Source organism: Actinomadura rupiterrae, from assembly GCF_024172125.1.
In the GTDB taxonomy this organism is placed as follows: domain Bacteria; phylum Actinomycetota; class Actinomycetes; order Streptosporangiales; family Streptosporangiaceae; genus Spirillospora; species Spirillospora rupiterrae.
In genome coordinates, this window is record NZ_JAMZEA010000010.1 from 102,647 (window position 1) to 123,275 (window position 20,629).

Genomic DNA, 20,629 nt, shown 5'->3' on the forward strand with positions numbered 1-20,629 from the left:
CGGTCAGACCAGGTACCACCACGCAGGAGGAACCATGCTGGCCGAACCCGTGGAAGCGACCGACCTCAACATCTACGGTGATGCGAAGCTGCCCTGGAGCCGGGTGGCCGAGGCTCTCGACGCCGGCCTCCCGCTCCCCGAGAGCGCCGTCTTCCTCGGGACGGTCGGACCGGACGGACGTCCGCACTCGGCGGGCATCGGCGCCGCCGAGTGCGAGGGGAGCCTGTACTTCACCAGCGGCCCGAAGGCCCGCAAGACGCTGCGGCTGGAGGCCAACCCGGCCTGCACGATCTCCGCGCGGCTGCCGGGTGTCGACCTCGTCCTCGAAGGGGACGCCGTGCGCACCACCGACACCGACGAGATCGCCCGCGTCGCCGCGGTCTACGCCGCGGGCGGCTGGCCCGCCGAGGCCGCCGGCGACGCGATCACCGCGCCCTACAGCGCGCAGAGCGCCGGACCCGCGCCCTGGTACGTGTTCCGCTTCACCGCCCGCGTGGCCGTCGGCGTCGCCCTCGCCGAGCCCTACGGCGCCACCCGCTGGCGCTTCGCATGACCAGCGCCCCCTCGACGACTGCCCACCGCCCGCCGACACCAGCGCTTCGCACGACCGGCGGGCGTCCCAGACCCGCACCGCCCTCGCGTCGCGTGACCGGCGGGTGTGGGACGCCCGCGCTGCCTTCGCGTCGCGTGACCGGCGGGTGTTCGAGGCGCGCGCTGCCTTCGCGTCGCGTGACCGGCGGGTGTTCGAGGCCTGCGCCGCCCTCGCTTCGCGCGATCGGCGGGTGTTCGAGGCCCGCGCCGCCCTCGCTTCGCGCGACCGGCAGGCGTCCCACGTCCGCGCCGCCTTCGCTTCGCGTGACCGGCGGGTGTTCGACGCCTGCGCCGCCTTCGCTTCGCGTGACGCGCAGGTACTCCGGGAGCGCACGCCCTTCGTCGGTGTTCGGCGTGAGTCGCAGGCAGTTCGCGAGCGCACGGCCCTTGCTGGAGCTTCGCGTGACTGGCGGGCGTTTCGCGTTCGTGTGGCGTCCTTGGGCGTGTCGGAGGTTCGGGTGACCGCGCCGGACGGCGTGCGCGCCGCTGTGGCGGGGCTGGCCGAAGTGGAGGAGGCCACGCATTTCGGGTTGCCGTCCTTCAAGGTGGACGGCAAGGGCTTCCTCGGCGTCGAGAGGGGCGGCGCGACCGCCATCGCGGCCGTTGCGCACGCCGACGCCGAACGCCTGGCCTCCACCGATCCGTCCTTCGAGGTCGTCTGGCGCAAGCACGGCAACCGCCAGATCTACGTCGGTCTGCGTGTCCCAGTCGAAGCCCTCACCCCGGAGCTGGCCAAGGCGGCCTGGCGCAACAAGGCCCCGAAGCGCCTGCTCACCTCAGACGGTTGAACGCGCCGGTTCCGAAGGACGCATTTCGCGGCTCAGCATTCGCTGCTCCGTCAGTGCCGCGATCCGCCTCTCGTACTCGACGCGCCGGGCGCGCCTGCTGCGGACGGCCTCCCCGAGCAGCAGCGTCGCCACGAACTCCACGGTCGAACCGTCCAGGAGGGAGTCGAACGGCTCGGCGCCGGAGTGCCGCAGCCGTCCGGCGGCGTCCGAGAAGATCAGCAGGCCCGCGAGGACGAGCCCGATCCGCCGCCGCTGCGCCACCGCGACCGAGTACAGCGCCACCCAGACCGCGACAGCGGGCGCGCCGCCCGGGTAGTCGAAAAAGTGGAAGACGAGCCACATCGCCGACACCATCGCGAGCACGAGTGCGGGCCAACGTCGCCGTCCGACCAGGCATAACGCCATCGCCAGGCCGAGCCCGTACGCCCACGCGTCGGCGCTTCGGCCGGGGGTGCCCGGCGTGCCCGTCGCGATCCGGCAGGTGTTCGCCGAGCCAGCTACCACGACGACGGCCAGGTCCGCCGACCACGGTTTCCGGATGATTCGCATCGCCCTGCCCCGATGGTCTCCCGATTCGGGCCACGAGCAGAATCGCGCAGGGACGTCAGGATGTGAGGAAACGAGCGGCTTCGTGTGGCCAGGCGCGCATATCTGACAGGGATCGCGCGATCTGGAGCTCCGCGTGGGGGAGTGTCTCGGCAAGCCGTTCCGCCACGGCGATCGGGTGGCTCGGGTCGTCCGGCCAGGCGAGGATCAGCGCAGGGTGGGGAAGTGAGGCGAGAGCGTCCGGATCGGGCAGATCGGATGCGCCGCGTCCTCGGAACAGCGCCGGAATCAGGGATTCGGACACGTCCGGATGAGTGCGCGGGTCCGTGCCGCCCTCGTCCTCGACCAGCTCCGCGAAGACGGGCGGCAACGGCTGGACGGCGGTCGCGTCGATCAGAGCATCGAGCCCGGAACGTTCCACCAGCGTGGCGACCGCCTCCGACGCGCGGGCGATACCGCCGGACGCATCCCAGGCCCGCGGCGGGATCACCAAGACGAGCCGATCGAACCGCTCCGGATGCCGAAGCGCCGCCCACAAAACCGTCCCACACCCCATCGACGCCCCCATCCCCGCCACCGGCCCGCCCAGCGTGGCCGCCGTCCCGTCCGCCGGGCCGACGCCGCCCGTCCCGCCGAAGCTGTCCGCCGCCGCGACGGCCGCCGCCGCGCCTTGCGTGGCCGCTGGGCCGACGCCGCCCGCTGGGCCGACGCGGCCTGTCCCGCCGAAACTGCCCGGCGCGCCGAAACTGCCCGCCGCCGCGCTGTCCGCCGCCGCGCCCGGCGTGGTTGCCGCGCCTTCCGTGGTCGCTGCGCTGACGCTGTTCGTCGTCGCCCTGCCGACCGCTACCGCCGCGCCTAGCGCGGACGCCGCGCCTAGCGCGGACGCCGCGCGGTCCGTGGGCACCGCGCTGATGCTGTACGCCGCGCTGCCCGCTGCGCCTTCCGTCCTCGCCGTGCTGTGCGTCGACGCCGAGCCACCCTTGGTCGCCGCGCCTAGCGCGGACGCCGCGTCGTCCGTCGTTGCTGCGCCGATGCTGGTCGACGTGCTGAAGGTGTCTGCTGTGCCGATTCCGGCTGCGGCGCCGGCCGTCGATGTCGGCGCGGGCGTGGTCGGCGTGCTGGCGGTGGTGTTGAGGACGGCGATCAGGTCGTCGGCCAGGGCGGGCCAGGTGTAGTCGGTGGGGACGGGGCGTCCGGTGGAGCGGCCGTGGCCTCGGGCGTCGTAGCGGACGAGGCGGCGGCCGGCGGTGGCGACCGGCGTCCAGTCGAGCCCCATCAGGGACGTCTCGTGCGTCCGGCTCGACAGGATTCCGTGTGCGTAGATCGCCGTCGGGCCGTGGCCGCGCACGTCGTAGGAGATCAGGGCGTTCGGGCGCTGCACGGTTCCGTCCATCAGGGGCTCCTCTCGCAGAGGTCACCACCTCAGCGGAACCGCCCGATCTCGGTCCAACAGCCGAACGGCGTTGCTGACAACCGATGGTTGTCGCCGCGGGCTGGGCGAAAGCCTCACAAGGCGCCAAAGCGTCCGGTTGGATGGTGATCATGGACGGTACGGCGCGCGTGCGATGGCGGTTCAGGGCGGACGGCGTCCTCACTTTGGGGCCGGTGCTCGGCGGCGCCATCCTGGTGGTCGCGGGCGCCGACGGCATGCTCCACGCGCTGGACGCCGCGACCGGCCGTGAACGCTGGCGGCACGCGCACGACGCCCCGACCTCGGGCATCGCGTTCGCCGGGCGCCACGTGCTCGTCGAGGATTCCGGCGATCTCTGGCCGCACCATGCGCTCACCGGCCAGGTCGATGAGGATGCGTTCGCTGGCCTGGGCGGCAGGCCGATCCAGGTTCACGGCGACGTCCTGCTGCTCCAGGAAGGCGGGATGCTGAGCGCTGCGGACATCCCCACCGAAAGCACGCGTTTCAGGGCGAAGACGGTGGTCCTGGAGGCGCCGGTGGCGATCGCCGACAACGTGATCGTCGCGGCCGGGACGTTCGAGGGGAACTCGTCCGGCGGTGGCCTGCACGCCTTCGACGCCAGCACCGGACGACCCGTCTGGACGTTCGAATCCGATGAAGATGAGGAGGAGGACGAGAGCGAGGGCGGCGCCGAGGTGCTCGTCCCGCCGTTCCATCCGGTGGCCGCGCACGGACGCGCGTGGACCACCGTCGTTCGCGCCTCCGGCTGGGACGCGAAGGAGGAGTGGTGCCGCTCCGAACTGGCCGGATTCGATCTGCGCACCGGCGAGACGTCCTTCCGCCAGGTGATCGGGCCCGAGGACGGCGAGCCGTGTTGCGCGGTCGCGGTCTTCGGCGACCTATTGATCGCCGCTGCGGCCCGGCCGGAGCAGCCCGCCGGCTACCTCACCGCGTTCGACACCGGTCCGGTCCAGGTGGTCGAACTGACCGCCGTCGATGTCGTCCGGGAGGCCGTCGTCTGGAGCCGGTCCCTGCCGGACCTGCCGGTCGGCGCGCCCGTGGTGGCGGACGGGCGCGTCCACATCCTCACCCGCGACGGGACGGTCCTGGCCTGCCGTGCCGACACCGGCGAGACCGCCTGGACCTTCGCGGCGGACGAGCCGCCCGCCGCGTCGGTCGAGGTCGAGTGGGGTGAGGGCGCTCGCGAGGAGCCGCCGCGGATCGCGGTCGGGCACGGCCTGGTGTTCGTCCAGACCGCGACCGGTGCCCTCGCCCTGGAGCCGCCGGAAAAATAACGCTGTTATTTCACCTCGCGATGGAGGAGGCGGTAGGCGCCGACCAGCATCGGGACGACCAGCCAGAGCGCGACGGCCGTCCCCGCGCGCGCCCACTCGGTGCCCGTCGCCGGGGTCTCGCCGTTGAGCGGCTCGAAGGCGCGGTTGGTGTCGAGCCAGGCGGACGCGTTGCGCAGCGGTTTCACCATCGAGCCGACCGTCGTCCAGGCCGTGGGCAGCACGAAGTACAGGACGATCGCGACCGGCGTGTTCATCAGCAGCGTCCCGAACGCGACGCCGATCAGCGCGGTCGCGATCTCGACCAGGAGCAGCGAGCCGATCGCGTGCAGCGGGATGCCCCACGCGCCCGACGAAAGCCCCAGAACGCCGCCGACCAGGCGTCCGAGCCAGGCCAGGGCCAGCCCGAGCAGGACGAACCCGGACGCGAGGACGACCGCCGCGAGCACCTTCGCGGCCAGGACCCGCAGCCGCTGCGGGACGAGCGCGAACGTCGTCAGCGCCGTCCGCTGCGACCATTCGCCCGTTACCGCCAGGATTCCGACGACCGGCAGCAGCAGCCCGACCCCGATTTGGGAGAGGCCGAAAAGCTGTCCCGCCGACTGCTCGTCCGCGGGCCGGACGCCGATGAAGACCGCGACCGCGGCGGCCGCGGCCAGCGCGATGATCGCCAGCAGCCAGCGCCCGGCGCGCGTGTCGGTCATTTTGCGCAGCTCGACCAGCGCGAGCCGCGCGAGCGGCGGACGCGCCGGGGCCTGCGTCAGATCCAGCACGGTCATCGGAGCACCTCCTGCGGAGCGGACGACGGGACGGACGGGACGGCGCCTGCGGCCTGCCGTCCGGTGAGGGTGAGGAAGAGCTCCTCCAGGCCGCCCCCGCTGGCCTGGCGAAGCTCCACCAGCACCGCGCCGGACGCGGCGGCGGCGCGTCCGACCGCCTCGGCCGGGGCCTCGACGACGAAGCCTTCGCCCGTGCCGTCGCTGGTCGGCGGCTCGCGGCGGATCACCGTGAGGCCCGCCGAGACCAGCGCCGTGTACAGGGCCGCCGGGTCCAGCGCGCGGACGAGCGTCCGGCCGGTCGGGGCGAGCAGCTCGGACTTGGTGCCGCTCGCGACGACGCGTCCGCCCGCGATCACCACGAGCGTGTCGGCGACCGCCTCCACCTCGTGCAGCAGGTGCGAGGACAGCAGCACCGTCCCGCCGCGGTCGGCGAAACCGCGCAGCAGCGTGCGCATCCAGTAGATGCCCTCGGGGTCCAGGCCGTTGGCGGGCTCGTCCAGGATCAGCACGGACGGGTCGCCGACCAGCGCCTGCGCGATCCCGAGCCGCTGCCGCATGCCCAGCGAGTAGTCGCCCACCCGGCGGCCCGCCGGCTTCCCGGCCAGCCCGACCGTCTCCAGCAGCTCGTCCGCCCGCGAGGACGGCACCCCCAGCAGCCGCGCGGTCAGCGCGAGCGTCTCGCGCCCGGTCCGTCCGGCGTGCTGCGCGGACGCGTCCAGCAGGACGCCGACGTGGCGGCCGGGATTAGGGAGCGACCGGAAAGGCACGCCGAGCACGGTCGCCGTTCCGGACGACGCGGGTGTCAACCCGCAGATCATCCGCATCGTGGTGGACTTGCCCGCGCCGTTCGGCCCGAGGAACCCCGTCACGGTGCCCGGACGGCACGCGAAACTCACATCCCCGACCGCGACGGCCGGGCCGTAACGCTTGGTCAGTCGCTCAACTTCGATCACACGACCAGACTCGCGCCCCGGGCACACCCCCCGAAACACCCAAAAGTCGGCCACCCCTCCGACCGAAGTCGATGCCGGGTCAGCCGTCGAGCGCCACGTCATGGACGAGCACGGCGGTCAGGCCGGCCATCGAGGTCCGCGTCGTGGCCGGTCGGGTTAGCTGTCGAGGGCGGCGTCGTGGACGAGCAGGGCGATCTGGACGCGGTTGTTGAGCTCCAGCTTCGCCAGCAGGCGGGACACGTAGGCCTTCACGGTCGCGACGCTCAGCGACAGCTCGCGGCCGATCTCGCTGTTGGTCAGGCCGCGCCCGACCCGGGTCGCGACGGCCAGCTCGCCCTCGCTGAGCCGGTCGAGCAGCGCGCGGGCGCGCTCCTGTCGCGGATCCACCCCGGCCTCCGCGACATACCCCATCATCCTGCGCAGCACGGCCGGGGACAGCATCGGCTCCCCGGACGCGACCTGGCGGATCGCGCGGATGATCTCCGGCGGCGGCGTGTGCTTGAGCAGGAACCCGCTCGCCCCCGCGCGCATCGCCCGCAGGATGTGGTCGTCGGTGTCGAACGTGGTGAGGATGATGATCTCGGGCGGCTCGCGCCGGGACCGTAGCAGCTGCGTCGCGGCCAGCCCGTCCACGCGTGGCATCCGGATGTCCATCAGCACCACGTCCGGACGGTGCTCGTTCACGGCCGCGACGACCTCGGCCCCGTCCGCGACGTCCGCGACGATCTCCAGGTCGTCCGCGCCCGCCAGCATCATCGACAGCCCCGCGCGGACGAGCGGGTCGTCGTCCACGATGAGCACCCGGATCACCTCAGCCACGCCCCCACCCTAAGAGTCGCCGATCGGTAGCCGCGCCACCAGCAGGAACGTGCCCTCGCGCGTCGTCCCGTGCTCCAGCTCCCCGCCGACCAGCGCGACCCGCTCCGCCAGCCCCAGCAGCCCGGCCCCGGCCCCGGGCATCCGCCCGGGCCCCACCGCCCGTCCCGGCGGTATCGGATTCTCAATCCGGACGACGAGCACGCCGCCCTCGACGTCCAGCGTGACCTGCACCCGCGCGCCCGGCGCATGCTTACGCGCATTGGTCAGCCCTTCCTGAACAATCCGATAAGCATGCCGCCCAACCCGCCCCGAAACCTCACCAAGCCCACCCACTCCCACGCCCCCGCCCAACTCCGCGCGCTCGCTCACCTCCGCGCGCCCGCTCACCTCTGCGCGCTCGTTCATCTCCGCGCGTTCGCTCACCTCCGCGCGCCCGCTCACCTCCGCGCGTCCGTCCACCTCTGCGCGTTCGCTCACCTCTGCGCGTTCGCTCACCTCTGCGCGTTCGCTCACCTCTGCGCGTTCGCTCATCTCCGCGCGCCCGTCCTCCACCGCGCGCCCGTCCACCTCCGCACGTTCGCTTTCCGCGCGCCCGCTCACCTCCGCGCGTTCGCTCACCCCTGCGCGCTCGTTCAGTCCCGCGCGTTCGTTCAGTCCCGCGCGTTCGTTCAGGTCCGCGCGTTCGTTCAGGTCCGCGCGTTCGTTCAGGTCCGCGCGTTCGTTCAGGTCCGCGCGTTCGTTCAGGTCCGCGCGTTCGTTCAGGTCCGCGCGTTCGTTCAGGTCCGCGCGTTCGTTCAGGTCCGCGCGTTCGCTCGGCTCTGCGCGTTCGCTCGGCTCTGCGCGTTCGCTCGGCTCTGCGCGTTCGTTCAGGTCTGCACCTTTGCTCGGCTGCGCGCGTTCGTTCAGCTTTGAGCGTTCGGTCAAGTCTGCGCTCTTGCTCGGGTCTGTGCGTTCGTTCGGTTCTGTGGGGGCGTTCGGGTGGAGGTGGTCGTGGAGGTCTATGCGGTCGCCGGCGGCGCGGGCTTCGGCGATCAGGGCGGGGACGTCGGCGAGGGTCGGTTGGGGGCGTTCGGGAGCGGTGTTCGAGGCGTGCGGGGCCGTGCGCAGGACGCCGATGACCTCGCGCAGGTCCTCCATGGCCTCGTAGGCGCCGCGGCGGATGATCCCGGCGGCGTCGCGCTGCGCGGGCGGCGCGTCCGGGCCGAACTCCAGGGCCCCGGCGTGGACGGCGAGCAGGGAGATTCGGTGCGCGAGGACGTCGTGCATCTCGCGCGCGAGGCGCTCGCGCTCCAGCAGCCGCGCCTCCTCGACGCGCAGGCGCTGCCCCTCCTCGGCCTGCCGGGCCCGCTCGCGCAGCGACTCCACCAGCAGCCGCCGCGACCGGACGAGCATCCCGGCCGTGACCAGGACGGCGTTCACCAGCGTGAACACGACCGCGCCCTCGATGAACGACTGGTGCGACACCGAGGTCAGCGCCATCAGCACGCACACGATCGCCGACTGCGCCACCGCGACCGGCACCGCGATCCGCCACGGACGCCGCACCGCCACGTTGAAGATCCCGACCGCCGCGACGCCGTAGGCCGCAGCGCCGACGAACTGGGCCGCGATCAGGCCGATCGCCAGCGCCACCGGGTACCGCCGCCGGACGAGCAGCACCGCCAGGCAGCACACCGTCCCGAGTACCAACTCCCGGATCTGCGCGCCCGTGCTGTTCTGGTGCGGCTGGTCGACCTGGGACAGCCCGACCGTCACCAGCGCCAGCACCGCCGCCAGGACGGTGACGCCGATGTCCCCGGCCCACCGCCGGACCGACCGTCCACCTCTCACACGTCCGACGCTATCGACCCGGCTGACCTGCGCGAGCCGCCAACGGTCGGGTCGCGATCGACTTTGGTCTATCCCTGCCGTTCCCGGCTTGACCTTCACATTGATGTGAAGCCTTATCGTGTGGCCCGTTGTTGATCGTGAAGGGGGACGTCATGCCGGGTGCAGTGATCATCGGAGCGGGACCTGGTGTCGGGCAGGCCGTCGCGCGCAGGTTCGCGGCGGAGGGGCTGCCGATCGCGCTGATCGCGCGCAGCGAGGCGACCGTCACCGCCGCTGCCGAGGCACTCGCGCCGTCCGGGGTCCCGGTCGCCGCGCTCACAGCGGACGCCGCCGATCAGGCCGACCTGAACGCCGCGCTGGACAAGGCCGTCGCCGAGCACGGCGTCCCGGACGTCGTCGTCTACAACGCCGCGCTCATCCAGGCCGACGCGCTGGGCGAGCTGTCGGTGCGCGGGCACATGGACGCCTGGGCCGTCAACGTCGTCGGCGCGGCCAACGCCGCCGCCCGCCTCGCCCCGCTCATGGCCGCCCGCGGCGGCGGCACCTTCCTGATCACCGGCGGCATGCCCGAGCCGAAGCCCCAGTACGTCAGCCTCTCCCTCGGCAAGGCGGGCGTCCGCACCCTGGTCACGCTCCTGGACCAGCAGTACGGCCCGTCCGGCGTCCACGCCGCGAGCGTCACGATCGCCGGCGAGGTCGCCCCCGGCACCGCCTTCGACCCGGACGACATCGCCGAGCACTACTGGCACCTCCACACCCAATCCCGAGCCCACTGGACCCACGAGCACATTCACACCGGCCACCCCTAACCCCTCCGTCCACCCGCTGCCTCTCCAGTGCTCAACTCCCGTGGTCGTCGGCAGTCCGACAACCCAAGAAGTTCGCGCAACCCGACACCACCTCACTGCGCCGCCGAGCCTGCGGGACCGCCCGCCCGAGATCGCACCCAACCCCGCCACCCGCCGCACGCCCTGGCCGAGCGAAAGCGCGTCACGCGGCTTGCGACAAAAGCGCCGGTAAGACGGACGACGGCCGGGACCGCAGGTAGGCGACCAGCAGACGCACGTGAGACAGGCCTCGTCCAAGGGCGCGCATCCGGCGGGTGGGGCTCAAGGTCGCGTCGGGCGGGTGCGGCGCGTGTCAGCCAGGACGTCAGCTGGGACGCGCGTGAGACAGGTATCGTCCATGGCCGCGCAACCGACTGGTGTGGCCCAGGGGCGTGTCGGGCGAGTGCTGCCCATCACACGCGTCCAGCGGATCGAGGTCGCGCGGGGCTTGTCAGGCGGGACGGCGGCTGGGCGGCAGGTCAAGCGGGCAGCTGTCACTGGACGGACATCCAGCGGATGTTGCCCAAGGACGGGCGTCCGGCGGGGGCGGCGGTTGGAGCGCACGTCCGACAGGCATCGCACGAGGGCGCACGTCGAGCGGGCGGTGACTAGGGGCGCGCGTCGGACGGGTGGCCGGGCGCGGCGCGCGTCGACCGGTGTTGGCCGGAGGTGCGTGCCGGGCAGGTGGGGAGCGTTCGGGGCGGGGCGGCCGGGACCGCGGCTGAGGACGCAGGTCAGATGGGCAGCGTCCAGTGGAGGTCCGGCGGGCGTTGCCCGAGGACGTGCGTTCGGGTGGGTGATGACCAAGGTCTTTTTCTTACATCCGCTGACAGGTGGCGTCGGGTTGTTCACGCTGGGTGGATGGTCGGGGTGGTTTGACGGATGTGGAGTGGGAGCGGCCGGCACCGCTCCTGCTTGCTGCAGGTGGGCGGGGTGGCCGGTGGGCTGACCACCGCCGGACGATCGATGGGATCTGTTACCGGTGCGGACCGGGCTGCCGCGGCGGGCTCCGGCCGCGGAGTTCGGGGAGTGGATCACCGTCTGCAAGCGGTTCCGGCGCTGGTCGGCCCGGCGGAACCTGGCAGCGGCTCCTGGACGCGGTACGGGAACCGGCCCCTGGTGCCCCCTGGAGCATCGACCTGGTTCCGGTGACCCGCGGGCCCCGGCGCGTCGGATGCGTCGGGGCCCGCGGGTCACCTCGGCGCGGTCAGCGGTCGTGGCACCAGTTGCCGCGGTCCACCTGGCGGTTGGCGGCATAGTCCCAGGAGACCTCGACGAAGCATTCAGCGATCTTGCTGTGCGTCCAGAAGTAGAAGTGGGCGGAGGCGGAGAACTGCTCGCCGTCGGGATGCACGGTCGACAGCGATCCGGCGTCCCAGTACAGCGCACCGTTGGGCAGGCCGTAATTGGTGATGTTCTGGTTGTACTGGGGAACGCGGGTGATCTGGATGCGTCCGTCGGTGTACGGATAGGTCGAGATCACCCGGCTGGAGGTGTCGGAGCTGTCGAAGTGGAACTCGGCGTAGGTCGTGTTGTTGCACTGGTCGAAGCCCTGGTAGAAGATCCCGATGTGCTGGCCGTCGGCGACCACGGCCTCGACACCACCCTTGATCACCAGGCAGGGGTCGGCGTGGGCGGACGCCGCCGTCAGCCCGGGCAGGACGCCGGTGGCCAGCCCGGCGGCGACCGCCGCGGCCGCTGAAGCGATTCTTTTCGTTCGCATCGACTCTCCTGAGAAAGCGGAGCCCTGTTCGGGCCCGGATCAGGTGACGGCTCCTGTGGTGGTGGAGCCGTCACCGCTTCGACGTCAGTACTTGATGACCCAGTTCTGGTACCGGTTGCTGGGGATGCACACGCCGTAGGTGCCGTACACGAGGCCGGAGGTGTTGCTGTCCAGGCACTCGTATCCGTCGGAGTTCTCGAACTGGGTGCCCGAACCGCCGGGGGCGGCGTTCCAGGTCTGTAGGGCGCGTCCGTCGCAGGGAGCGATGAAGGGCTCCCAGCCGACCTTGCCGTTCACGGTCACGCAGCGACCGTCCATGAAGCTCTGGATGGTGGTCGCGCCGTTGACGCTCAGCAGGTTCCAGCGCTCGGAGGCGTCGTTGCCGTAACAGGTGTTGGTGCCGACGCCGTCGCTGACGTAAGGCGCCTGGTTCTTCAGGCACATGCCGGTCGAGGCGTCCATGAGCTGGATGTCGTAGAGCGGCGGGGGGATCGCGTGGGGGCCGGCGGGAGCGGCATCGGCGCGTCCCGCGGGGGAGGTCGCGACCGCCAGCGCGAGGCCGAGGGTTGCAGCGGCCGTCAGGGCACCGCGGCGACGGCCGGGCAGAGCCGTCCTTGTCGCGCGAAGTCCCAGGTTCACGGGCGACTCCTTCATCGGATGATCGGCGACAGTCGGGAGTCTGGCGCACCGATGATCAGCTGTCGCTCGTTTAGATGCTGGGGCTAATCGCTTGACACGCGGGCCCGGCGAGGACCCGGACGAGTTCTCGGTCCGCGCATGATCCCGCAGCGGCCGTCGGCGACCAGATGGATCTTGGTGGACAGGCCGCCTCGGGAGCGTCTTGGCGCTTCGCCGGCCCGGCCACTGCCTCCAGAAGGACGGCCAGCTCCCGCCGGCTGACCAGCGCCGGAACCGCTTGTAGACCGTGATCCACTCCCGAACTCCGCCAGCGGATAGGGCGCGCGTCGGGCCGGGCGGGCGCGCGGGGTGGGGCGGGGGCAGGCGGTGGCTGGGGATGGCATGTCAGGCGGGTAGTGACCGGCGGGCGCGCGTCGGGCGGGGCGGGGGTGCGTGGCGGTGGGGGAGTGGGGGCGTGGGTTAAGGGGGTGGGGACTGGCGGGCTCGGTGGGTGCGGAGTTTGTGGCGGTTGCCGCAGCGTTCCATTGAGCACCAGCGCCGGGCTCCTGGGCGGGACGAGTCGACGAACACGAGTGGGCATCTCTCGCCCGCGCATTCGCGGATCCGGTGGGCGAGCGGGCCTGTCAGCAGGTCGATCATCTCCCGCGCCAGGGTTGAGAGGACTTGGCTCGCCCGCACTGGTTCGGCCCAGCCTGCTGACGCGCCTCCGGTGGTCAGCGCGGGAACCAGCGGGGGCGCGGTGGCCGAGCGGTTGAGCGTTTCTACGGCGCCGGCGGGGAGTGGGTGGCCGTCCGCGCGGGCGTGCGCCGCGACCCAGATCGCTTGTCGCAGCGCCTTGGCCTCGACCAGGTCGTCCGGTGTCAGGGGCTCGGTGAGGACGAGGGACAGCGGCGGCTCGGCCAGCCATCGGGCCAGGTCGTCCGGCTCGTGCAGGGTCTCGAACACCGCGTACCGGCCCTCACCACCGGTATGCGCGAAGTCCAGGCAGACCGCTCCGGCGTCGAACCGGAACGATCCTCCCTTCGGGTCGTTCAGCACCCGACCGCTTGTGCCCGCTCGCATGTAACCACTATAAGTGGTGTCCCGTGACACCACTTTAACCGGTGTCGGCGATCGAGGAGGGCGCACGGTGGGCGTACGGCACATCAACCCCGAGGGGCTTCCGAGCAACCCGGCCTACAGCCAGGCCGTCGTGGTCGAGCAGCCCGCGAAGACGATCTACATCGGCGGGCAGAACGGCGTGGGCCCGGACGGCGCGCTCGCCGGCACCACGCTCGGCGAGCAGGCGGCGCAAGCACTCCGCAACCTCCGGACGATCCTGGAGAGCGAGGGCGCGACGCTCGCGAACATCGTGCACTGGCGCATCGCCATGGCCGAAGGGCAGGCGTTCGAGGAGGGCTACGCCGCGTTCCAGGAGATCTGGGACACCTCCAACCCGCCGCCCGCGATCACCGGCCAGATCGTCTCCGGCCTCGCTCGCGGCTACCTCGTCGAGATCGACGCCGTAGCCGTCCTCTGACCGGAGGGCCACGGTCCCAGATGGCCGCCCGCTCGCGCCTCACCAGAGGCCCGCGGTGCCGGACGGCCGCCCGCTCGCGCCCGCAGCCGCCCCGAAAGGGCGCACGCCGTGGAACGCCGCGCACTCGGTACGTAGGACGAATGGGCATGACTGCTGAGTTCACGCTTGTCGACCCGGCCTGGAGATCGGAACCGCCGCAGCCCAGGTCCAGCCGCAGAGCCAACTGCCCCTTCTAGATCCGGGAACCGGAATCGGAGGCTGCGGTGGTATGACGCGGAACCAAGGCGTGCGGAGGGGCGTCTCAGTTGACATGACGTGACATCGGTGCGGCGCGCGGGTCTAGTCCAGGTCCCGGTCGCGAAACCGCAGAGCCGGGACCGAGGACGTGCATGCCCGCCCGGCGGAGGACTCCGATGTCGGACGCCATCATCGCCATCACCGCGCTGATCGCCCTGCTCCACGCCGCCCTGGTCACGACGGTCGCCCTCGCGGCCGTGTTCTCCCGCGGCACCGCTCGGCGGCGCGCCGCCCTTGAGGTACTGCGCCTACTGCTCCGCCGCGAGCGGCGCGACGGCAGTGACGACCGCAGTGATCGCCGCGTCCGTAGTGACCGCATCGACCCGAGTGGCCGCAGCATTAGCGGTGGCGTCGCCGCCCGTTCCCGCGGGACGGGACGCTCCCCGCCGCCGACAACCCCGCGCACCCGGATCACCCATCTTCGGGTCCGTGCCCGGTCTGCCCCCCTTCTCGCGTTCGTGCCGGGTCGCGCGTCCTCGCGCTTGCCTCGGGGCGCACGTCCTCGCACTTGCCTCGGATCGCGCGTCTTCGGGTTTGTGTCGGGTCGCGTGTGTTCGGGGTCGTGTCCGGTCACTCGTCCTCGGGTTCGTGCCGGTCGTGCGTCCTCGGGTTCGTGTCCGGTGACTCGTGCTTGGGTTGGTGTCCGGTTGCTCGTTGTTGGATCCAGGTTCCGAACAACTGCAGTCGGATCGAGGGCGTGGCTGGGTGCGGGCGGGGTCCCGCTTGGCGTTGCTGGGCGCCTAGGGTGAGGGGCGCATGATCTCTAGTGTGCTTGGAGGGCGTCGGGGATGACGTCGACCGTCGCGGGCCGGTTCGTCGCGTATGGGCCGTCCCACTGGGCGGCTCTTGGGGTGTTCGCGGTCGGGTGTGTGGCGTTGGTGCTGGTGGGCCGCGCGCAGCGGGCCACGTCGGCGCCGTCGGTGCCGGGCGGGGCTTTCCGCGGTGAGGCGAAGGGGTTCGCGCGGGCGTTCGCGCTGACGGTCGTCTACGCGGTGATCGGGATCCAGACGTACTGGATGCTGCCCGCCAAGTGGGGCATCGGCTCCTCCCTTCCGCTGGAGCTGTGCGACGTGGCCTGGCCCGCCGTCATCGTCGCGCTGTGGACGCTTCGCTGGCGCGGGTTCGCCCTGGCGTACTACTGGGGTCTCACCCTGACCGTCCAGGCCCTGCTCACGCCCGCGCTGAACGATGCGGACTACCCGAGTGTCAACTACATGAAGTTCTTCGGGATGCACCTCCTCGTCATCTGGGCCGCGGTGTACCTGACCTGGGGTCTCGGGATGCGTCCGGACTGGCGGAGCTACCGGTTCGCCGTCGCCGTCACCGCCGGGTGGGCGGTCGCGATGTTCCTCTTCAACCTGGTCGCCGGGAGCAACTACGGCTTCCTCAACCGCAAGCCCAGCACCGGCTCGGTCCTGGACCTGATGGGACCGTGGCCCTGGTACCTGCTGGTCGAGATCGCGGTCATCCTGCTCGGCTGGGCGCTGATCACCTGGCCTTGGGTCCGCCTCGGCAACGCCGCCACCGCGGCGGCGGACGCGGACGACGCCGGGCAGTGAGGCCCAAAGTGGTGAGGACGCGCCTCAGAGCGGGCTGGTGGTGACGGGTTGGCCGAGGGCGCTGTCCTGGAGCCAGGCGTCCCAGGACTTGGCCCACGGGGTCGGGCCGTTGCCGAAGCGGAGCTTGCGGGACGTGCCGGTGACCTCGATGATGTCGCCGCGGTTGGTGAAGTTGAAGAACCACTTGGCGTCCTCGGGCGAGGCGTTCACGCAGCCGTGGCTGACGTTGGAGTTGCCCTGCGCGCCGGTCGACCACGGCGCGGCGTGGACGAACGTGCCGCTGTAGGTCATCCGGACGTTCCACTCCGTCGGGATCTTGTACGCGCCCGGGTCGCCGGTGGTGGCCGAGTCCATGATGATGTGCGCGTCCTTCTCCTGCGCGATCATGACGCCGGTGTAGCTGTCGTCGCCCGGACGGCCCAGGCTGACCGGCATCGTGCGGACGACCCGGTCGGCGTTGTAGACCTTCGCCTCGTGGCTCTCCGCGCTGATCCGCGTGTAGTGCTTCGCGCCGATGGTGAACGAGAGCGTGCGGTCCTTCACGCCGTAGAGGCCGTCGCCCGCCTTCACCCCGGCCAGGTGCGCGACCAGCTTCACCTTCGTGCCGGACGGCCAGTAGTCCTTCGGACGGAAGTCGACCTCCTTGTCGTTCACCCAGGACCAGGCCCCGGTGATCGGCGTGGACGCGCGCAGCTCCAGGGCCCGCTCGACGGCCTGCTTGCCCGCCTTGGACGGCACCTCGTCGCTCAGCAGGAGCTGGACCGGCATGCCGACGCCGACGTTCTCGCCGTCCAGCGGCGACAGGCCGCTCTCCAGCTTCTGCTTGGCGGCGACCGTGGTGAACGTGGACGTCGCGGTGGACTGCTTGTCGCCGTCCTTGCCGTGCGCGGTGACCGTATAGCTCGCGCCCGGTGTCAGTCCCCAGGACGTCTGCCAGCTGCGGCCGTCCGGCGACAGCTTGCCCTCCGCCTTGTGGCCCTTGGCATCGGTGACGGTGACGTCGGACAGCCTGCCCGCCGTCGCCTTCACTTGCACCGGTTGCTCCGGCGCGACCTGCTGAGTGCCGTTCGCCGGGGTGATCGTCGGCGGGGGAGCGGCGCCCTTGTGCCCGCCGTCGCCCTTACCGCCGCCGCCCCCGGACGAGCAGCCCGCCACCAGCGCCAGTGCCGCCACCAGCACCGCCGCGCCTGTCCTGACCTTGTCCACGTCTTTACCTCCCCGTCGTCCATCCCAGGGTAGGCACGCCCCGGCACGCCAGAAATCCGAACTCGATTCTGTGGATAACCCGAAAAAAGGAGCCGCACCGGGTTCGGTGCGGCTCCTCATGAGGGTTCAGCAGGACGTCACGGGGACGCGATGCGCTCGATTCCTGGTGGTAGTTCGGCTGCGGCGGCGCGGTCGAGCAGGAACAAGGTCGAGCGGCGTCCGCGCGCGCCCGCCACCGGGACCTGGACCGGGCCGGCCTCGGGCGACAGGCCCAGCCGGACGGCCTTGGCCTTCGACTCGCCCGCCGCCAGCACCCACACGTCCCGCGCGGCGCGCAGCGCGTGCAGCGTCAGCGAGACGCGCGTCGGCGGCGGCTTCGGCGCGCCGCGCACACCCACGACCGGACGGTCGTCATACAGCGCGGGCATCTCCGGGAACAGCGACGCGACGTGCGCGTCCGGCCCGACGCCCAGCATCAGCACGTCGAACGACGGGACGGGCCCGTGGTCCTCCGGCCGGGCGGCACGGCGCAGCTCCTCGGCGTACCGCGCCGCGGCGGCCTCCGGGTCCGCGTCCGGACCGTCCGACGCGGGCATCGGGTGCACCCGCGCCGGGTCGAGCTCCACGTGGTCGAGGAGCGCGGCGCGGGCGCCGGTCTCGTTGCGTTCCGGGTCGCCGGTCGGCAGGAACCGCTCGTCGCCCCACCACACGTCCAGCTTGCGCCAGTCGATCGCGTCCCGCGCGGGCGTGGCGTTCAGCGCCGCGAGCACGGCCGTGCCCACGCCGCCGCCGGTCAGCACCACCGAGGCGGTGCCGCGCGCGGCCTGCGCGTCGACGATCCGGGTGACCAGCCGCGCCGCCGCCGCCTTCGCGAGCAGCTCCTGGTCGCGGTGGACGAGGACGGTCGGGGTGCTCACTTGCCCTTCCCCGGACGCCGAGACGCCGCCTTCTTCGCCGCGTCCCCCTCCGCCGAAGCCGAGCCCGAGCCCGAGCCCGAAGCGGAGCCCGAGCCCGAAGCCGAATCCGAGCCCGAGGACGAACCCGTCGCGGCGGACAGGTCCTTCGCGAACCGGGTCACCGCGTCCTGGTACACCTCGTCCGGGTCGAGCCGGCGCAGCTCCTCGGCCAGCAGGTCGGCCATCGGACGCCGGTGCAGCGCGACCTGGCGGTCCGGCTGGCCCGGACGCGACAGCGTCGCGACCCGGCCGTCGGTGCGGGACACCTCGATGTCGCCCTCGCGCGTCGTCAGCTTCACGCCCGTGATGCCCGGCCCGTCCGACGCCGCGCGCAAGACGGTGACGCCGAGCCGCACCTCCAGCCAGGCCGCCAGCAGCTCGGCGGACGGGCTGTCCGGCTCGGCCGCGACCTCGCCGCCGGTGATCTCGTCGTGGTCCTGGTCCAGCGCCGCCGCGAGTAGCGACCGCCAGTTGGTGATGCGGGTCCAGGCGAAGTCGGTGTCGCCGGGCTGGTACACCTCGGCGAGCCGGGCGAGCGTGCCGAGCCGGTCGCGGGCCGCGTAGGAGTCGGTGACGCGGCGCTGCGCGAGCGCGCCGAGCGGGTCGCCCGACGGCGCCTTCGGCACCCGGCCGCCCGGCCACCAGGTGACCACGGGGGTGTCCGGCATGAGCAGCGGCACGACGACCGAGTCGGCGTGCTCGGCGAGCGGCCCGTACATGCGCAGCAGCACGGTCTCGCCCGGGCCGGTCTCGCCCATCCGGATCTCGGCGTCCAGCCGGGACGAGCTGCCGCGCGCGTCCCGGGAGATGACGGTCAGCACCCGGCAGGGGTGCTCGCGGGCCGCCTCGGTCGCCGCCCGGACCGCGTCGTACTGCGCCGACTCGTCGGTGACGATGATCAGGGTCAGCACCATCCCGACGGCGGGGCCGCCCATCAGGTGCCGGGCCTGGGTCAGCGCCTCCTGGATCCGGCGGGTGGTGGTGTCGGTGAGGTCAATGTTCATGGGTTAGAGCCGCCTCCACGTACGGCCGTCGCGCGCCATCATCTCGTCCGCGCTGGTGGGGCCGTAGCCGCCGGACTTGTACTGGTCGACCTTCTTCGCCGCGGCCCAGTGGTCCTCGACCGGGTCGAGGATCTTCCAGGACAGCTCGACCTCCTCCTGCCGGGGGAACAGCGGCGGGTCGCCGATGAGCACGTCCAGGATCAGCCGCTCGTAGGCCTCGGGGGACGACTCGGTGAACGACTCGCCGTAGGCGAAGTCCATGTTGACGTCGCGGATCTCCATCGAGGTGCCGGGCACCTTCGAGCCGAACCGGACGGTGATCCCCTCGTCCGGCTGCACCCGCATGACCAGGGCGTTCTGCCCCAGCTCCTCGGTGTCGGTCTGCGAGAACGGCTGGTGCGGGGCCTTCTGGAAGACCAGCGCCACCTCGGTGACGCGCCGCGACAGCCGCTTGCCGGTGCGCAGGTAGAACGGCACGCCCGCCCAGCGGCGGCTGTCGATCTCCAGCTTGACCGCGGCGTAGGTCTCCGTGGTGGACGACTGGGGGATGCCCTCCTCCTCCAGGTAGCCCTTCACCTTCACGCCGCCCTGCCAGCCGGGCGCGTACTGGCCGCGCGCGGTCGCCAGGGACAGGTCGTCCGGCAGCCGCACCTGGGAGAGGATCTTCGCCTTCTCCGCGCGGACGGCGGCGGAGCTGAACGAGGTCGGCTCCTCCATCGCGGTCAGCGCGAGCAGCTGGAGCAGGTGGTTCTGGATGACGTCGCGGGCCGCGCCGATGCCGTCGTAGTACCCGGCGCGCCCGCCGATGCCGATGTCCTCGGCCATGGTGATCTGCACGTGGTCCACGTAGGACCGGTTCCAGATCGGCTCGAACATCGTGTTGGCGAACCGCAGCGCCAGGATGTTCTGGACGGTCTCCTTGCCCAGGTAGTGGTCGATTCGGAAGATCGACTCCTCGGGGAAGACCCGGTGCACGATGTCGTTGAGCTCCTGCGCCGACTTCAGGTCGTGCCCGAACGGCTTCTCGATGACGACCCGGCGCCAGGAGTTCGGCGTCCGGTCGGCGAGGCCGCTGCGCTGCAGCTGCTCGGTGACCGTCGAGAAGAACTTCGGCGGTATCGACAGGTAGAAGGCGTAGTTGCCGCCGGTGCCGCGGCTGGCGTCCAGCTCCTTGACCGCCATGGCCAGGGCGTCGAACGCGCCGGGGTCGTTGAACTCGCCGGGGACGAAGTGCATGCCCTCCGACAGGTGGTTCCAGACGTCCTCGCGGAACGGGGTGCGCGCGTGCTCCTTGACCGACTCGTAGGCGATCTGGCGGAAGTCCTGGTGGTCCCAGTCGCGGCGGGCGAAGCCCACCAGCGAGAACCCGGGCGGCAGCAGGCCCCGGTTGGCCAGGTCGTAGATGGCCGGGAGCAGCTTCTTGCGCGACAGGTCCCCGGTGACCCCGAACAACACCAGCACGCACGGCCCGGCCACGCGTGGCAGCCGCTTGTCCCGCGGATCCCGGAGCGGATTGGGTGCTGTGTCCGTCACGTGGCGGTCCCCTCTTCTCGCACTTTGCCGTGGACCGTTCCTGCCCACTGGTTTGCCGTGCTCACTCGCGGCACGGGCCACGGCGCGCGCCGTGCGCCCGGTCGACGGCCTCGCGGGCGGCGCGCCGGGCCGGACGCGCACGCGCCGTCCCGGACCGGCGCCTGCGCGCCGGTCACCCCCAGGTATACGCCCATCTCGCGAAGATCATTCCCTTCGGCGGGGTAACGGCAACCCCACCCGCGGTTCAGCGCCCGGTCGGACGCCCCGCCCCCCGCCGCACGCGGACGCGCAGCCCGCCCCGCGCCCGCGCCCGCGTCGCCGGGCGGCGGCTCGACGTCGGGGTTTGCGGTGTGGCTC

At 72.0% G+C, this 20,629-nt stretch carries 19 protein-coding genes; 6 read left to right on the plus strand and 13 right to left on the minus strand.

Annotated elements, in window-relative coordinates; all coding sequences use genetic code 11:
* Nucleotides 1–34 precede the first annotated feature (34 nt).
* Nucleotides 35–553 (plus strand): pyridoxamine 5'-phosphate oxidase family protein, encoded by a 519-nt coding sequence (locus FHU30_RS32610; protein WP_253881089.1) that lies wholly within the window; start codon nucleotides 35–37, stop codon nucleotides 551–553.
* 145 nt (nucleotides 554–698) lie between these two features.
* On the plus strand, nucleotides 699–1,379 hold the full coding sequence (locus FHU30_RS32615; RefSeq protein WP_253881091.1) for a hypothetical protein: 681 nt from the start codon (nucleotides 699–701) through the stop codon (nucleotides 1,377–1,379).
* On the opposite strand, the gene FHU30_RS32620 is transcribed toward FHU30_RS32615, so the two are convergent.
* Both FHU30_RS32620 and FHU30_RS32625 read right to left on the minus strand, forming a co-directional pair.
* A complete protein-coding gene (locus FHU30_RS32620; protein WP_253881093.1) occupies nucleotides 1,368–1,928 on the minus strand; it encodes a DUF7134 domain-containing protein in 561 nt (186 codons plus the stop codon). The two genes, FHU30_RS32615 and FHU30_RS32620, sit on opposite strands and share 12 nt — an antisense overlap.
* Nucleotides 1,929–1,983: 55 nt before the next feature.
* The gene (locus FHU30_RS32625; RefSeq protein ID WP_253881095.1) at nucleotides 1,984–3,318 is read right to left on the minus strand and encodes an alpha/beta fold hydrolase; all 1,335 of its coding nucleotides are present in this window, start codon (nucleotides 3,316–3,318) and stop codon (nucleotides 1,984–1,986) included.
* 149 nt (nucleotides 3,319–3,467) lie between these two features.
* Here FHU30_RS32625 and FHU30_RS32630 point away from each other — a divergent pair, with 149 nt between their 5' ends.
* Nucleotides 3,468–4,631, plus strand: a complete 1,164-nt coding sequence (locus FHU30_RS32630; protein ID WP_253881096.1) for an outer membrane protein assembly factor BamB family protein — start codon at nucleotides 3,468–3,470, stop codon at nucleotides 4,629–4,631.
* Nucleotides 4,632–4,636: 5 nt separating this feature from the next.
* Here the strand turns inward: FHU30_RS32630 and FHU30_RS32635 are convergent, their stop codons facing one another.
* The 4 genes from FHU30_RS32635 to FHU30_RS32650 all read right to left on the minus strand — a co-directional run bounded on the left by FHU30_RS32635 (nucleotide 4,637) and on the right by FHU30_RS32650 (nucleotide 9,009).
* Entirely contained in the window at nucleotides 4,637–5,407 is a 771-nt protein-coding gene (locus FHU30_RS32635; RefSeq protein ID WP_253881098.1) for an ABC-2 transporter permease, read from the minus strand.
* The gene (locus tag FHU30_RS32640) at nucleotides 5,404–6,360 is read right to left on the minus strand and encodes an ABC transporter ATP-binding protein (RefSeq protein ID WP_253881100.1); all 957 of its coding nucleotides are present in this window, start codon (nucleotides 6,358–6,360) and stop codon (nucleotides 5,404–5,406) included. The genes FHU30_RS32635 and FHU30_RS32640 overlap by 4 nt, the downstream gene beginning before the upstream one ends.
* A gap of 156 nt (nucleotides 6,361–6,516) precedes the next feature.
* A complete protein-coding gene (locus FHU30_RS32645; RefSeq protein ID WP_372504006.1) occupies nucleotides 6,517–7,170 on the minus strand; it encodes a response regulator transcription factor in 654 nt (217 codons plus the stop codon).
* Nucleotides 7,171–7,188: 18 nt separating this feature from the next.
* The gene (locus FHU30_RS32650; protein ID WP_253881101.1) at nucleotides 7,189–9,009 is read right to left on the minus strand and encodes an ATP-binding protein; all 1,821 of its coding nucleotides are present in this window, start codon (nucleotides 9,007–9,009) and stop codon (nucleotides 7,189–7,191) included.
* Nucleotides 9,010–9,146: 137 nt separating this feature from the next.
* Here FHU30_RS32650 and FHU30_RS32655 point away from each other — a divergent pair, with 137 nt between their 5' ends.
* A complete protein-coding gene (locus FHU30_RS32655; protein WP_253881589.1) occupies nucleotides 9,147–9,818 on the plus strand; it encodes an SDR family NAD(P)-dependent oxidoreductase in 672 nt (223 codons plus the stop codon).
* Between the two features lie 1,225 nt (nucleotides 9,819–11,043).
* Here the strand turns inward: FHU30_RS32655 and FHU30_RS32660 are convergent.
* The 3 genes from FHU30_RS32660 to FHU30_RS32670 form a co-directional block, all read right to left on the minus strand.
* A complete protein-coding gene (locus FHU30_RS32660) occupies nucleotides 11,044–11,559 on the minus strand; it encodes a hypothetical protein (protein WP_253881103.1) in 516 nt (171 codons plus the stop codon).
* Nucleotides 11,560–11,643: 84 nt separating this feature from the next.
* On the minus strand, nucleotides 11,644–12,198 hold the full coding sequence (locus FHU30_RS32665) for a ricin-type beta-trefoil lectin domain protein (protein WP_253881105.1): 555 nt from the start codon (nucleotides 12,196–12,198) through the stop codon (nucleotides 11,644–11,646).
* A 459-nt stretch (nucleotides 12,199–12,657) separates the two neighbouring features.
* Complete coding sequence (locus FHU30_RS32670) at nucleotides 12,658–13,260, minus strand: CGNR zinc finger domain-containing protein (protein ID WP_253881106.1); 603 nt, start codon at nucleotides 13,258–13,260, stop codon at nucleotides 12,658–12,660.
* Between the two features lie 67 nt (nucleotides 13,261–13,327).
* Here FHU30_RS32670 and FHU30_RS32675 point away from each other — a divergent pair, with 67 nt between their 5' ends.
* Both FHU30_RS32675 and FHU30_RS32680 read left to right on the plus strand, forming a co-directional pair.
* Nucleotides 13,328–13,717, plus strand: a complete 390-nt coding sequence (locus FHU30_RS32675) for a RidA family protein (protein ID WP_253881108.1) — start codon at nucleotides 13,328–13,330, stop codon at nucleotides 13,715–13,717.
* Between the two features lie 1,085 nt (nucleotides 13,718–14,802).
* A complete protein-coding gene (locus tag FHU30_RS32680; RefSeq protein WP_253881109.1) occupies nucleotides 14,803–15,573 on the plus strand; it encodes a YwaF family protein in 771 nt (256 codons plus the stop codon).
* A 24-nt stretch (nucleotides 15,574–15,597) separates the two neighbouring features.
* Here the strand turns inward: FHU30_RS32680 and FHU30_RS32685 are convergent, their stop codons facing one another.
* The 4 genes from FHU30_RS32685 to zwf all read right to left on the minus strand — a co-directional run bounded on the left by FHU30_RS32685 (nucleotide 15,598) and on the right by zwf (nucleotide 20,272).
* The gene (locus FHU30_RS32685) at nucleotides 15,598–16,779 is read right to left on the minus strand and encodes a L,D-transpeptidase (RefSeq protein WP_253881111.1); all 1,182 of its coding nucleotides are present in this window, start codon (nucleotides 16,777–16,779) and stop codon (nucleotides 15,598–15,600) included.
* A gap of 137 nt (nucleotides 16,780–16,916) precedes the next feature.
* Entirely contained in the window at nucleotides 16,917–17,696 is a 780-nt protein-coding gene (pgl, locus tag FHU30_RS32690) for a 6-phosphogluconolactonase (RefSeq protein ID WP_253881112.1), read from the minus strand.
* A complete protein-coding gene (locus FHU30_RS32695; RefSeq protein WP_253881114.1) occupies nucleotides 17,693–18,739 on the minus strand; it encodes a glucose-6-phosphate dehydrogenase assembly protein OpcA in 1,047 nt (348 codons plus the stop codon). Before FHU30_RS32695 ends, pgl begins: the two co-directional genes overlap by 4 nt.
* Before the next feature lie 3 nt (nucleotides 18,740–18,742).
* Nucleotides 18,743–20,272 carry a glucose-6-phosphate dehydrogenase gene (zwf, locus tag FHU30_RS32700; protein ID WP_253881116.1) on the minus strand — a complete coding sequence of 510 codons (1,530 nt, stop codon included), beginning with the start codon at nucleotides 20,270–20,272 and terminating at the stop codon, nucleotides 18,743–18,745.
* Nucleotides 20,273–20,629: the final 357 nt, after the last annotated feature.